Annotated in this window: 14 protein-coding genes; 6 read left to right on the forward strand and 8 right to left on the reverse strand. The window is 40.7% G+C overall.

Annotated elements, in window-relative coordinates:
• Positions 1-4: 4 nt before the first annotated feature.
• Entirely contained in the window at positions 5-355 is a 351-nt protein-coding gene (locus QUE46_RS14155; protein WP_286245314.1) for a cysteine-rich CWC family protein, read from the forward strand.
• A gap of 29 nt (positions 356-384) precedes the next feature.
• Here the strand turns inward: QUE46_RS14155 and QUE46_RS14160 are convergent, their stop codons facing one another.
• The 6 genes from QUE46_RS14160 to QUE46_RS14185 form a co-directional block, all read right to left on the reverse strand.
• A complete protein-coding gene (locus QUE46_RS14160) occupies positions 385-1,488 on the reverse strand; it encodes a capsular biosynthesis protein (protein WP_286245315.1) in 1,104 nt (367 codons plus the stop codon).
• A 176-nt stretch (positions 1,489-1,664) separates the two neighbouring features.
• Entirely contained in the window at positions 1,665-2,084 is a 420-nt protein-coding gene (locus QUE46_RS14165) for a group 1 truncated hemoglobin (RefSeq protein ID WP_286245316.1), read from the reverse strand.
• On the reverse strand, positions 2,084-2,917 hold the full coding sequence (locus tag QUE46_RS14170; protein ID WP_286245317.1) for a DUF3034 family protein: 834 nt from the start codon (positions 2,915-2,917) through the stop codon (positions 2,084-2,086). Before QUE46_RS14170 ends, QUE46_RS14165 begins: the two co-directional genes overlap by 1 nt.
• Entirely contained in the window at positions 2,904-5,219 is a 2,316-nt protein-coding gene (locus QUE46_RS14175; RefSeq protein WP_286245318.1) for an EAL domain-containing protein, read from the reverse strand. The genes QUE46_RS14170 and QUE46_RS14175 overlap by 14 nt, the downstream gene beginning before the upstream one ends.
• Positions 5,212-5,871, reverse strand: coding sequence for a methylamine utilization protein (locus QUE46_RS14180; protein WP_286245319.1), 660 nt, complete (start codon positions 5,869-5,871; stop codon positions 5,212-5,214). Before QUE46_RS14180 ends, QUE46_RS14175 begins: the two co-directional genes overlap by 8 nt.
• Positions 5,872-5,993: 122 nt before the next feature.
• The gene (locus QUE46_RS14185; RefSeq protein ID WP_286245320.1) at positions 5,994-7,097 is read right to left on the reverse strand and encodes a phosphoribosylaminoimidazolesuccinocarboxamide synthase; all 1,104 of its coding nucleotides are present in this window, start codon (positions 7,095-7,097) and stop codon (positions 5,994-5,996) included.
• Between the two features lie 176 nt (positions 7,098-7,273).
• Between QUE46_RS14185 and QUE46_RS14190 the strand changes: the two genes are divergently transcribed.
• The 4 genes from QUE46_RS14190 to QUE46_RS14205 are packed head-to-tail and all read left to right on the forward strand — an operon-like array spanning position 7,274 to position 10,842.
• On the forward strand, positions 7,274-8,344 hold the full coding sequence (locus QUE46_RS14190) for a CDP-glycerol glycerophosphotransferase family protein (RefSeq protein ID WP_286245321.1): 1,071 nt from the start codon (positions 7,274-7,276) through the stop codon (positions 8,342-8,344).
• Between the two features lie 2 nt (positions 8,345-8,346).
• On the forward strand, positions 8,347-9,045 hold the full coding sequence (locus QUE46_RS14195) for an ABC transporter ATP-binding protein (protein WP_286245322.1): 699 nt from the start codon (positions 8,347-8,349) through the stop codon (positions 9,043-9,045).
• On the forward strand, positions 9,042-10,328 hold the full coding sequence (locus tag QUE46_RS14200) for an ABC transporter permease (protein WP_286245323.1): 1,287 nt from the start codon (positions 9,042-9,044) through the stop codon (positions 10,326-10,328). The genes QUE46_RS14195 and QUE46_RS14200 overlap by 4 nt, the downstream gene beginning before the upstream one ends.
• 13 nt (positions 10,329-10,341) lie before the next feature.
• A complete protein-coding gene (locus tag QUE46_RS14205; protein WP_286245324.1) occupies positions 10,342-10,842 on the forward strand; it encodes a DUF3299 domain-containing protein in 501 nt (166 codons plus the stop codon).
• Between the two features lie 5 nt (positions 10,843-10,847).
• On the opposite strand, the gene mutM is transcribed toward QUE46_RS14205, so the two are convergent.
• The gene (gene mutM / locus QUE46_RS14210) at positions 10,848-11,657 is read right to left on the reverse strand and encodes a bifunctional DNA-formamidopyrimidine glycosylase/DNA-(apurinic or apyrimidinic site) lyase (RefSeq protein ID WP_286245325.1); all 810 of its coding nucleotides are present in this window, start codon (positions 11,655-11,657) and stop codon (positions 10,848-10,850) included.
• Positions 11,657-12,172, reverse strand: coding sequence for a hypothetical protein (locus tag QUE46_RS14215; protein WP_286245326.1), 516 nt, complete (start codon positions 12,170-12,172; stop codon positions 11,657-11,659). The genes mutM and QUE46_RS14215 overlap by 1 nt, the downstream gene beginning before the upstream one ends.
• Before the next feature lie 118 nt (positions 12,173-12,290).
• Between QUE46_RS14215 and QUE46_RS14220 the strand changes: the two genes are divergently transcribed.
• Complete coding sequence (locus QUE46_RS14220) at positions 12,291-13,217, forward strand: manganese-dependent inorganic pyrophosphatase (protein WP_286245327.1); 927 nt, start codon at positions 12,291-12,293, stop codon at positions 13,215-13,217.
• Positions 13,218-13,335 lie beyond the last annotated feature (118 nt).

A 13,335-nucleotide genomic window follows, 5' to 3' on the forward strand; every position in this document is an offset into this window, starting at 1 on the left:
TAAAATGACGAGATTAAACTGCTCACAATGCCACACTGCGTTTAGTTGTAATGTAAATGATATAAACGCATGTTGGTGTAACCAATTACCTGCTATTTTACCGCTTGAAGAATCAGCAACAAGCTGTTTATGCCCGCAATGTACACTTAATAAAATAAACGCTTACTTAGCGCATATTTATACGCAGCCAATAAAAGTACAAATTGAGTTTGCTAAAAAATTTAGAGGGAATGACCATTTAACAGAAGGCCTAGACTACACCATGCAAAATGGCTACATGGTGTTTAGTAAGTGGTTTTTTTTAAAGCGAGGAACATGCTGTAAAAATGGCTGTAAAAATTGCCCTTACAGTTAAATTAAAGCATGTTGCTAAACTGTACGCTGTTAAATAAGTTCATTTGGCACATGGTTACTGTATTGTGCAAATTTATCCGCCCCTTTAAAACGTAACTCAATTGCTTTGATATGCTCTTCTTCTGCGTATTTCCAAACGCCCGGCACACTATAAACATGCTTTAAATAGCAAAAAAACTTATCGCGTAGCTGCGGATCAAACTGCCATCCTTGAGCTACATCTGCTACTTGAGCAGCTAAGCCCTCACGAGTTTCAGCATGCTTAACTAAGCCTTCTATATTATAACAAGCCTGCCCTACAGTAATGACACGCTTATTTAGTAACAGCGCTTCTAAACCAACCGTAGAATTGATAGTGACCACAGCTTCTGCGCATTCAATCAGTTCGCAGGTTTTATTGCCATTTGCAAATAGTGCAATCGGGTCTTTATCGTATAAATGGGTGTAATGCTTGTGCCACGACGGATGCTCTTTAAAAACGACCTTTAAACTAGAGTCGTTCAACGCTTTTACTGCGCTAACAACTTCATCGTATAGCATTTCCATTGAGTCAATCCATGGCGAAAAGCTCGCTAATTGCGTATCGTGAGGCACCTGAAAAGGCACAAATATGTAGCGTTCAGGTATATTCTCAGCTGCAAAATCACAGCGCTTTTTATGGTTTTCCCGTGGCACAAGCGCCGGGGCATCAAAGTTTAAGACATTACTTGCATTAAAATTTAAATAAAAATCAGGGTCACGGCTCAGCGATGCATTAAAGTTAATCCCTTGAGGGTCTAAACTGGTGGTTCCCGGAAGCAAACCATTTTCATAATAAAATTGCTTAATACCCAGTGCCTTGGCAGCCATAGCAACAGTAGTATTCGGTAGTTTATTACCATTCCATATTACCAGTACTTCAGGGTTAACTTCAGTTAATAAAGCTAAATATTTTGCGTAACGTAAACGCTCAAAAAAGCGCAGCCCCACTTTGTAAACCGCCGATATTAAAGCATTGTTCCAAAGGTTATTACGGGCGCGCTTACGTTTTAGTTGTGCATTAATAACATCGTTAAAATCAACTTTAAACGCGTTGCTTAAATAGTGTATAGCTGAAAGCTTTGGCGCCCCCATAACATGCAGTTGGCAATCCATACTCAGCTTTTTAATTATTTTTTTATAGTACTTTGCGTGTACATTTTTGCGGGATATAAAGAGGTAAGACATACAAGCTGTGCGCGCCAATTATTGTTTATAGGGAAATAATACTAAGTGGACACTATTACAAAAGTAAGGTTCACTGCTACGGGTAAATAATTTACAGATGTTACCTAAATTTTTATTATTTTACTACGCAGCGGTGCCATCCTAGATAAAATCTCGTTTTGTACACTATGGCTAATATTTTGCTCTTCCATCGCATTTACGAGCAGATCCACCACATGGTTAAAGTCTTTCTCAGTTATATGCATCCCAGTATGAATATCTACCATAGAATCACCTTTGTACTTGCATGGGCCATCAACGAGTGCACACATGTGCACGATAAAACCTTCTCTGAAGTGGTCAATATTGCTGTGTTCAAAATAATGCAATACTTGATCGTCATTACCTATTTGGTAAATAAAACTATCAACAATACGCGCAAGCCCCGCACGGCCATCAAGCTGTTGATAAAGAGATAAATTAGCTGAGCTTGCGCACCCTGTCAGCGCAGCTAAACACAGCCATAATATAACGACGTTTTTCATTACCAATACCCTGTTACTGATAAGTACCACCCTGTTTGATCGCTCGCACCTGCAATGCTACCTAAATCTAAATATGCGGCGGTTACACTCACGTGCTTGTTTGGCATCCAAGCAACAAATAAATCTTTCCAGTCTTGCTCGCCTAAATTTAAGTTATTAGATTTTTGCCTATATTCAATACCAACAGCAACACTACGACTTAAAAACAAAGCAGTGCTGCCTTCAAATAAAATTTCGGCATCGTTACCTGCCCCACCATAACCAAGCAACCCGAGTTGATTAGCCTCACTGTAGCGAGTTGTGACGTTCCAAAACCAGTTAAGCCCCCCTACAGCCCCTAAGTGGAGTTTACTAGCTGCGAGAAAATAATCTGTCCCGCTAGTATCCTTTGCCCCTACAAATGTCGCAACAGCGCCATCATCAAGAGATTTATGCTGAACCCCTAAGCTCAATTGCGGCCATTTGCTATAAACTATATCGCCGTATAAACGAATTTTAGCGCCCGTGATAGATTGCTCTATTTCGGTATCTAGGGCAGGCACGTCAAAGCGCTGTTGTGCATAGCTAAGTTCTACTCGATTAAATAGATTAACTTGTGCGCCACACACATCTAAAGTGTAGTCTGTGACATCTGCACGGCTACAAAAGCCATTTACAGAGAACTCGTCTTCACTGGCATAGCCTGCAAGTTGTGCCCATGGCACAATACCGCCGCCTCCACTGCCTTCTATTTGCGAGACCCCAGGGGTTGCTAATAATTTACCATCGCTTGCTAAACTAGAAAAACTAGAACTAAGTAATAACCCTAGCAATAAACACTTAACTTTTTTCATAATATTCCTTTAGCCACTGTTCTAATAAGTCTGCTTTTAAAGGCCTACTTAGGTAATAACCCTGAGCATGGTCACAATGCATAAGTTTAAGTAAGTCTAACGAATCTCTGTTTTCAACACCTTCTGCAACAACGCTAAAGCCTAGTTGATGCCCCAAGGTAATGGACGACTGCACTATGTATTGATCCTTGCGCGACTCATCTAACTTTAAAATAAAGCACTTATCTAACTTTAGCTCATCAATAGGCAACATTTTTAATCTCCCCAGTGATGTTTGCCCTACGCCATAATCATCCAATGAAATTTTTACACCAATGGCTTTTAAGTTTTGTAACGCTTTTATACCTTTTTCTTCGTTTTCAATCATGTCGCGCTCAGTTAATTCAACAGTGATGAGGGTTGGATCAACCTTGTGTTTTTTTAGTGTACGCACAAGCGCAGAATGAAAACTCGGTGAGGCAATATCTTGTGCTGATACATTAATTGCAGCCTGCATTTCAATACCTTTAGCCTGCCAATCAGCCACCTGTGAAACTACAGTGTTAACAACCCATGAGGTAAGCTCCACAATAAGCCCAGACTGCTCGGCTAAATCAATAAATAGCTCTGGATTTACCCAGCTGCCATCCTTACGCTGCCAGCGTATTAGAGATTCTACTTTATTTATTTTTTGTGTATGTAAATGCAACTTGGGCTGATAGGTCATAAATAATTGCCCATCATCATCGCTAATAGCTTGTTTAAGTTCATCCAACATTTTTAGACGCTCTAAATGCGCTTCGTCTTCACCATTTTGGTAATAATGAATACTTTCGGGGCTATCTGTTGCATTGTCTACGGCTATAAGCACGCGGCGCATTAAATCATCGCTGGCAAGGCCTTGCATAGGGTACTCGACAACCCCTGCGCTGAAGCGTAAGTTAATTTTTAACGTTTTAATGGTATAGCACGCTAAAAGCTGTGCCATTAAGCCAACTATACCGCTTTTTTTCTCTCTGGCAGCGGCGCTTGGAAACACAGTTAAAAACTCATCGCCACCAATACGCGCATGAAAGCCGCCAAGCTCGTCCGAAAAGCCACTAATTCGATTGGCGACCGCTTTTAAACATTCATCGCCTACACGCGGGCCGAGTTTATCGTTTATATGCCGTAAACCTTTTATATCAATTGCTACTAAGGTGTATTGTGTAGAGGGGGTAAGCTCATCATCAAGCACCTCAAGCATCGCCGAGCGGTTATAAAACCCTGTTAGCGAATCATGGCGTGCCTGAAAACTAATTTTTTGTTCACGCTCGTTAATATCGTTACCCATATTATCAAAGGCGTTAGCAAGGGTTGCTATTTCAGTACTTTGTTTAGATGCATTAAATTCAAACGTGTAATTACCTTGGGCAAACTGCCTTGCAATAACTGCAAGCTGCGATAATGGCGTTGTTAAGTTATTTGCCAGTAAGCTACTGGTAATAACCCCCACCAGCATCGTTAAAATAGCCATAATAATTAGCGTAAATAATAAGTTTTCAAAATCGTTATAGCTTTGTGTTAAATCAGCACTGAGTAAAATGGTTACCGCATCTCCTTGTAAGGAGGGCAGCGTAATGTCTCGGTTTTTATATACAGGATAATCACCAAACAAACGCGTTGTAGAGGTGGTATTAAAGTAGTTTTTAGGTGCAAAAACATCTGGTCGCTTAAGCAAAGAACTCCTTACAAAGTTGTCTTGCTCAGCAATAAAGCTGACATCCATTCCTGTTAGGTTTTTAAGCTCTAGGGCGACTTCGTCATCAATTTTAAAGCCCACTAAGCTGTATGCAACAGTTCTAGGCGCTCTAACGGGTAATAAGATAACTTGATATAGCTGCTTGTTAAGCACTACAAAGCTCGATTGCTCTGGCGAAGTTAATAATTCCTCCAGTAGCGGCTTTAAATTTTGCGGGTATAAATCTGCATTAGTATTGGCTGAAATTAATTTACCTGATAAATCAATCAGTAGCATAAGCTCTGCATCAATACGCTGACTGTGATTAAACAGCACACTACTTATGGTGGCTGCATCGCGAGTGGCAACCGCTTGCTTAAAGCCAAAGTCGGCAGTGAGTACTTTAGCAGCAGTAAGCAGTAGGTTTTCTTTCGCGCTCAAATACTGCTTATAAACATTTTGCGCTACGCTAATATCTTGATTTACTTTTTCTTCTTGAAATTTACTTGTAGACCACCAAAAGCTAACGACACTCACCAAGGTAGTCAGCAACACTAAGCCTACACATAAAACAATAATGCGGTTTTTTAAACTGTTAGCCATTACCGCCCTTAAACTTACTACCAAAAGTATTTCGCGGTGCTGGGGTGGAGGTATTAATTTTAACTAGTAACTCATTGTTATTATTTATTGTTATCATTTTTTTATTTTCCAACGGTGCAGTTTGTAGCGCATGCCACACACTCAGCGTAGTCGGTAAAGAGGTTATGTCTAAGGTTAACATACCCGTATTGTTGGTTTTATAAACGTGTTCACTATTGGCTACATAAATATAGCCCACCATAGAGTCATGAATATTACAGCCTAGTACAACAACGCCTTGTTGATCAAAAGTCACAGGCTCTTTAGGTTGACCTGAATAGAGTTTTAGCTGAAATGGCTTGGTCTGAGAAAAAGAGTAAACATGATGGCGAATATTATCGCTGTTAGGAAAGTTAACCTGCTGACCTTTTTGCACTACCAGCAAATCAGGCAAAAACGCTTTATGTACTTGGTCCATTACCGCAACGGGTAACGTGGTGCGCTCTAGCTTTGCCGCCTTATAAAGCTCAACGACTGCGTCTTTTAGTGGCTGACCATGCTGATCTTGAATTACTAAATTAATAGTTTCACCCAGTACGCCTTGGCTAAAAAATAAAGTAGCGGCGAGTAAATAACTTCTTTTATTAAAAACTTGCTGCACTTGCCTAAACATATCAACACCTAAAAATTAATCTTAGGTTAAGTTAATTAGAGACTGACACTAATTGCAAGGAATATAGCCCAGTAACTAAAAATAAAGACTGGGCTTGGTTTTTTTTACATACTTTAGTTGTATTATTTTACAATAAGGCCGTAATCAGTATCTAAAATATTAATGACTTCTTGGCGAGGATCTTCTGGAATTACAATCTCTTTGCCAATAATTTTACTGGCAATGCCTACATAAGTGTTAGACACTTCAAGCATCACAGATTCTGGTAAAATAAAATCTTTAGCAAGCTGCTCACGCTCATCCATTCGGTCTTTATTTAACAGTACATCACTTTCTGGCACATTAGAAATTAACAACTGACGAAACCCTTCTTTAGAGTTTTCGATTATTTTACCATCGCGGTAAGCCGCGCCATCCCATATGCGCGAAGAATCTGGGGTGCCTACTTCATCAATATAAATAAGCTGTTGGTTACCGTCTAAATCCTCTACATAACCAAACTCAAACTTTGTATCTACAAATATTTGTTCAAGCTTTGCTAGCTCTTCACTAATTAACTTAAAGCCCTCAACCAATAGCTTTTCGTATTTAGTCACATCCTCTGCCGATTTAAAATTAAATACATCTAAATTATCAGTGATGTTAGCGCGCGTAATATTCACATCATCAACAGGTGGAATATCAGCCACGCCTTCGATAATACCTTTTGTAGAAGGGGTTATTAGTACGTTTTCAAGCTTTTGGTTTGCCGTTAAGCCCTCAGGTAAATCTATGCCACAAAAGTTGCGAACCCCTTTACTGTAATCGCGCCACATGCTGCCAGTTATATATTGGCGCGCAATGGCTTCTACTTTTACGGTACTTGCTTTGCGCACAATCCATACATAAGGATGTGGAATATCAACAATGTGATTACCCGCAAGGCCCGCTTTATCAAATAACTTAAACCAATGAGATGCAACAGAGTTGAGCGCAATACCTTTTCCTGGCACGCCGTTTAAGCCATTTTCGCCTTGCCAAATACAGTCAAATGCAGAAATACGGTCTGAAATAACCATAATTGCCAGCTCAGTTCCTTGCGGAACTTTATAGTTTTTTTCTTTAATGAGGCGTGCGCTGTCTTCATCTGTTAGCCAATAAACCGAACGAACTTTACCGCTGTGTACGGCACCTTTAGTGCGAATGGGTAAGTCATCGTTTACGTCTAAAACTTTATAGCTAGTCATGCTATCTCCGGGGTTAGGGATGCTCATAGAGCAAAGTATGGTATGGGGTTATAAGCGCTATATAATAAATCAGCCTACCCTAAAGCTCAATCAGCACTGAAAACTAAATAACCACGCAATATTTATATGGCTGTAATAATGCGGTAAACTTAGCGTGCTAACTAGAGGAGTACCGCTTGAACTACCTAACTGCCACCGCAAATAAAAAATACCTAATGTATATTTCGCAAAATTATTCATACGCTATTTTAAGGCCACTACAAGCACAAATTTTAGCGCATGGTGGTGAGGTACGTTGGTTTTTAGCTGGCAGTGAAGTTAACCCTAATTTTTTAAATGATGACGAGCAGCGATTACATACAATCACTGATGTAAGGAACTGGAAGCCCGATATTACATATATTCCGGGCAATATTGTTCCAAGTTTTATTCCTGGTAAAAAAGTAGCTGTTTTTCATGGGTTTAATTCTGAAAAGCGAAGTTCTGAAGGGAACAGAGGCCATTTTGCCATTAGGGGCTGTTACGATTTATATTGCACTCAAGGCCCTAATACTACTGAGCGCTTTAAAGAGCTTGCACAACAACATGGTTTTTTTAAAGTAACAGAAACAGGTTGGCCTACTCTTGACCCTTTGTTTAACGAATCACAAAGCAATCCATACCAAAGTAACGACCCACGCCCTACTTTACTTATTTGTTCAACCTTCTCTCGTAAGTTGTCACTAGCCCCCAAATTATATGAACAAATAAAGCGTTTTAGTGAACAAGGCAAATGGCGAATCCTAATGCAGTTTCATCCTAAAATGCCAACCGAGTGGGTAAACAAGTACAAAGCACTAAGCAATAATAATTTAACCTTTATTGAAACCGATAACGTGTTACCTCTACTCAAAGCAGCTGATGTAATGCTCTGTGATACCTCATCGGTGTTACTGATGTTTTTGTTACTTCGCAAACCTGTAGTTACCTTTTGTAATCAAAAGCCTATGCCCCATTTACTTGACGTTACCAACGCAAATGAAGTTGAGCCAGCAATTGAGCGTGCATTAACGAAGCCTAATGACTTAATGCAATATATTGAAGACTATTGCCAAGAGCTACACCCATATACGGATGGAAAATCTAGCCAACGTGTGCTTAATGCTGCAAATGAATTTTTGCATAAAAACGAAAAGCTAAAACCTAAACCTCTCAACCTATTTCGAAATCTTAAAATGCGTAAAGAATTCAACTTTTGGGGTTGGTAAAAATGATAAGCCTAAAAAACGTTACCTTTAAATGGCATAAAAAAGATGCCAAGCCCACGCTTAATATCCCAACCCTTAGTATTAATAAAGGCGAGCATATTTTTTTACACGGCCCTAGTGGCGCCGGTAAGTCAACCTTACTTGCGTTATTAGCAGGTATAAACACACCAAGTAGTGGCAACATACGTATTTTAAATCGCGATTTAAATACACTTAGCAATACGCAAAGAGATGTATTTAGAGCGGAGAATATTGGCTATATTTTTCAAAACTTTAATTTATTACCGTATTTAACACCCATTGAGAATGTCACACTTGGCTGTGAATTTTCAAAAAGCAGAAAACAAAAAGCCTTACAGCAAACAACAGAGCCTAAGCCCAGCTTACAAAAAGAAGCGATACGTTTATTAACAGCATTAGGCTTAAGTGAGTCTTATCATAGTAAAGATGTTGCTTCGCTCAGCATTGGCCAGCAACAACGGGTTGCCGCTGCTCGCGCATTTATTGGCAGCCCAGAGCTAATAATTGCTGATGAGCCTACCTCGGCACTCGATACCGCAAATAGAGAAAGCTTTATAAAGCTGTTATTCGAACAGGCTAAGCGTGCCAACAGTACGCTCGTTTTTGTAAGCCATGACGAAACATTAAAACCGCTATTTAATCGTGCAATTAGCCTAGTTAACTTACAGGAGCCGTTATGATCCTGACTAAGTTAGCTTATAAAAGTTTGCTAAATCGCCGAGCAAGTGTACTGCTCACATTGTTTACCATTGCCATTAGCGTGATGCTTTTACTCAGTATTGAGCGAATTCGCGTGGATGCGAAAACCAGTTTTAGTAATACCATCTCCGGTACAGACCTAATTGTAGGCGCCCGCACCGGCGACATACAGCTGTTGCTTTCATCCGTATTCAGAATAGGCCATGCCAATAATGGGGTGAGTTGGCAAAGTTATCAGTACATCATAGCTCAACGTGGTGTTAAATGGAGCATTCCTATTAGTTTAGGCGACAGCCACAAAGGCCAAGCTGTACTAGGTACAAGCCGCGATTACTTTACCCACTATCGTTTTGGTAAAAAGCAAACGTTGAGTTTTCAACAAGGCCACGCTTTTGAGCATTTAAACCAGGTGGTACTTGGCAGCGATGTAGCGAGCCGTTTAGGGTATACACTAGGTGATAACATAGTAATCTCACACGGCATGGGTAATACGAGTTTTCACCATCATAAAGACAACCCGTTTACTGTTATCGGTATTTTAAACGCCACCGGCACGCCAGTAGATAAAACCTTACACATACCTCTAGCTGCTATTGATTTAATACATGGTGGTTCACACTCTGCGAATGATGAGCACGATGAGCACGATGAGCACGATGAGCACGATGAGCACGATGAGCACGATGAGCATCACAACCTAATCGGTGAGCCAAGTCAAATTACTGCATTTTTAATGGGCTTCGACTCGCCTTTATATACATTGCAAATTAGGCGCAATATCAATCAATACAAAAAAGAGCCACTTCTGGCTATTATGCCCACAGTGACCCTAAAAGAGCTGTGGCAAATGCTCGCCATTGTTGAAAAAGTTTTGTTACTGTTTTCAGCCGTTGTAGTACTGGTGAGCCTGCTAGGCATGCTGACAACACTACTTGCTAATTTAAACCAGCGCCGCCGTGAACTTGCTATTTTACGCTCAGTGGGCGCAAGGCCGTGGCAACTATTTACACTAATAAGCATGGAGTCGTTATTTACAACATTATTAGGCTGCCTAGTTGGCTGTGGTTTGTATTATAGCGTTATGCTTATTGGTAGCAGCTATTTACAAAGCCACGCAGGCATAAGCGTTAATATTGCCATGCTCTCTTACTATGAACTCACTTTAATAGGCGTTATTATGGCTGCTGGGTTTATAATTGGCTTAATACCTGCCACCCGCGCTTATTTTTATTCGCTCAGCGATGGCATGAGTATAAAAACTTAACTTTAGGAATTTCATGATATTTTTAAAATCAGCACTTTATAACAGCGCACTAATAAGTTGCCTGCTTATTAGCTTTTTTAGCAGTGCAAACCCGCCAAAAGAAATTTTTTGGGAAGATTTAATCCCACAAGGGCATGTGCAAATAGATACTCAAGCGCAGGCTAACCACGAAGGTAGTGAACAAAATTGGGTGCAACCAGAGCTAGATGCTCCCGTGGTTGAAGCATTAAATGGCCAATCAGTGAGCTTACCGGGGTTTGTTGTCCCACTTGAGGGTGACAGTGAAGTCATTACTGAGTTTTTACTTGTGCCATACTTTGGCGCGTGTATTCACGTACCGCCCCCGCCACCAAATCAAATCGTTCATGTGACGGTAAAAGGCGGTGTCCCCATAGAGAGCCTTTATGATGCGATTGTTGTTACCGGTGTTATCAGTACCGAAACCTGGTCTGGTGAAATAGCCCAAGTGGGCTATAAAATGAAAGCCGTCGGTGTCGCACCATTTGAGCTATAAAATGGCTATTTTTGGCAGTGCTTACAAAACACCGTACTGCGCTGCCCTAGCCTAATTTCTTCAAGTGGCGTTTTACACGTTACGCACTCCTCTCCTTTTCGCCCATATACTAACAACTGCTGCGCAAAATAACCTGGTTTGCCATCACTTTGGGCAAAGTCTTTTAAGGTTGTACCACCTTGTGTTATTGCCGCTGCTAGGGTGTCTTTAATAATAGGGATCAGGGTTTGATAACGCTTTAGCGATACTTTGCCTGCTTCGCGTTTGGGGTGTATCCCCGCTTTAAATAACGACTCATTGGCATAAATATTACCTACGCCCACGACCACCGCGTTATCCATAATAAATTGCTTCACGGGGACTTTTTTATTTCGCGACTGCTCGTATACACGCTTTGCAAAAAAATCATCCGTAAGCGGCTCAGGGCCAAGCTTTGAAAGCAACTTATGAACATCCCCCGGTGCTTGCCATAAACAGCAACCAAACCGGCGAGGGTCGTTTAATCGCAGTGCTTTGTCATTACTAAGTATAAACTCAACATGATCATGCTTTTTAAGTGGCTCGCGTTTATCCACAACGCGCAAATTACCCGACATTCCCAAATGTAAAATAGCACTCCCTAATTCGCAGTGCAGCAATAAATACTTTGCACGGCGCTCAATTCGCTCTACCCTCAACCCTTCTAACTGATAAACATCATCTGGCACAGGCCATCGCATGCTGGCATTATAAATATTTACCTTCGTCACCACTTGGTTTTCTACATGCGGGGTGATCCCCAGTCTACTTACTTCTACCTCTGGTAATTCAGGCATTAATGCAACTCACTTTTTGAAAAATCAACACTTGGAAATAACTGCTTTGCAGTCGCTAAATCAAGCCCCATCACACGCTGGCTATTTTTTTCCAACAAATAGTACTTACCGTTACCTTTGTACAGTAAATAAACCCAAGGTAGGCTCTCACCTGCTAATTCAAAGGTTGCAACATAGAGTGGTGAATTAGGATTAAATACCACCGACTCATTTACCTGCATCAACGCAGCCGTTTGCCAATGGTTAATTAGCTCAGCTAATTGCTGCTGTGATGCGTCCCACCTCACTGGCGCATTTTCTTGTAATGCGGTTGTACGCCAACTTGTACCAATACGTTCAATTTTCTGATCAACAAAGCTCAGTGTTAGCACAAAACTTTGTAATGGCAGTACCGGTTGCAACGTAGGCTCGTCTTCGCCCCCTAAAAGCTGCTTATGCCAGCCATTTAAAAAGAAGATCATAATCAACATCGAAAAAATAATAACGTTGTTCCAACCTTTACGGCCCAGTCGCATATTTATACACCCAGTAAATTCAAGATTTTAAAGTGTAACTAAAACTTAATTGCACTGTCTATATGTTAAAGAGCACAGACTTTGGTAGAATATCGGCAAATTTAAAGGAGTTCCGTCAATGTCTATGTATGTAGTGGGCCATAAAATCCCAGATTCAGATTCTATTTGTGGTGCAATTGCACTGGCTTATTTAAAAAACCAAATCGATGAGCCAGCAATTCCAACACGCCTTGGTGAAGTATCACCAGAAACACAATTTATCCTAGATAAATTTGGCTTCGAAGCACCTGAGCTTAAATTAAGCTACGCGGGCGAAGATGTATATATTGTTGATCATACCGAAAAAACACAAGCGCCAGATGATATCGACCAAGCACGTGTTGTTGGTGTAGTCGATCACCATAAACTAGGCGACTTAACGTCATCTACACCGCTTGAGTGTTGGATTCGCCCAGTTGGCTGTTCAAACACCATTATTAAAATGATGTATGACTTCTACAACGTAGAAATCCCAAAAGATATTGCTGGTATCATGCTATGTGCAATTTTAAGCGACACCGTTATTTTTAAATCGCCTACTTGCACAACAGCCGATATAAAATGCGTAGAAGCGCTAGCAGAAATTGCCGGTATTGAAGACTTTAAAGAGCTAGGCATGGACATGTTCCGAGTTAAATCAGCAGTAGAAGACACGCCTGTACGTGACCTAGTAATGCGTGACTTTAAAGATTTCAACATGAACGGCAACCTAGTGGGCATAGGCCAGCTAGAGGTTATTGACCTTGCAGTGTTTGACGAAATCAAAGCTGACCTTGAAGCAGACATCGCAAAACTAAAAGCGGAAGGCAACCGCCATTCAGTATTTTTACTACTTACCGATATTATGAAAGAAGGTTCACAAATGTTAATCGCATCAGATGATGCAACACTTGTAGAGCAAGCTTATGGTGAAAAACCAAGCGCAGGTAAAGTATGGCTAGACGGTGTATTAAGCCGTAAAAAGCAAGTAGTGCCGCCACTACAAGACGTGTTTGCCAAGCTGTAAGCTGTAAGCTGTAAGCTGTAAGCTGTAAGCTGTAAGCTGTAAGCTGTAAGCTGTAGAATAATGACCTTGTGGGTTTTGATCTGCAAGGTTTTTTTATGCCTAAATTTTGAGCAAGTTG

The organism is Pseudoalteromonas sp. MM1, assembly GCF_030296835.1.
Taxonomy (GTDB): Bacteria; Pseudomonadota; Gammaproteobacteria; order Enterobacterales; family Alteromonadaceae; genus Pseudoalteromonas.

Bases quoted from the DNA above. Each gene is read 5' to 3' on its own strand.
- QUE46_RS14155 (WP_286245314.1), top strand. From the start codon at position 5: ATGACGAGATTAAACTGCTCACAATGCCACACTGCGTTTAGTTGTAAT.
- QUE46_RS14160 (WP_286245315.1), bottom strand. From the start codon at position 1,488: ATGGATTGCCAACTGCATGTTATGGGGGCGCCAAAGCTTTCAGCTATA.
- QUE46_RS14165 (WP_286245316.1), bottom strand. From the start codon at position 2,084: ATGAAAAACGTCGTTATATTATGGCTGTGTTTAGCTGCGCTGACAGGG.
- QUE46_RS14170 (WP_286245317.1), bottom strand. From the start codon at position 2,917: ATGAAAAAAGTTAAGTGTTTATTGCTAGGGTTATTACTTAGTTCTAGT.
- QUE46_RS14175 (WP_286245318.1), bottom strand. From the start codon at position 5,219: ATGGCTAACAGTTTAAAAAACCGCATTATTGTTTTATGTGTAGGCTTA.
- QUE46_RS14180 (WP_286245319.1), bottom strand. From the start codon at position 5,871: ATGTTTAGGCAAGTGCAGCAAGTTTTTAATAAAAGAAGTTATTTACTC.
- QUE46_RS14185 (WP_286245320.1), bottom strand. From the start codon at position 7,097: ATGACTAGCTATAAAGTTTTAGACGTAAACGATGACTTACCCATTCGC.
- QUE46_RS14195 (WP_286245322.1), top strand. From the start codon at position 8,347: ATGATAAGCCTAAAAAACGTTACCTTTAAATGGCATAAAAAAGATGCC.
- QUE46_RS14200 (WP_286245323.1), top strand. From the start codon at position 9,042: ATGATCCTGACTAAGTTAGCTTATAAAAGTTTGCTAAATCGCCGAGCA.
- QUE46_RS14205 (WP_286245324.1), top strand. From the start codon at position 10,342: ATGATATTTTTAAAATCAGCACTTTATAACAGCGCACTAATAAGTTGC.
- mutM (WP_286245325.1), bottom strand. From the start codon at position 11,657: ATGCCTGAATTACCAGAGGTAGAAGTAAGTAGACTGGGGATCACCCCG.
- QUE46_RS14215 (WP_286245326.1), bottom strand. From the start codon at position 12,172: ATGCGACTGGGCCGTAAAGGTTGGAACAACGTTATTATTTTTTCGATG.
- QUE46_RS14220 (WP_286245327.1), top strand. From the start codon at position 12,291: ATGTCTATGTATGTAGTGGGCCATAAAATCCCAGATTCAGATTCTATT.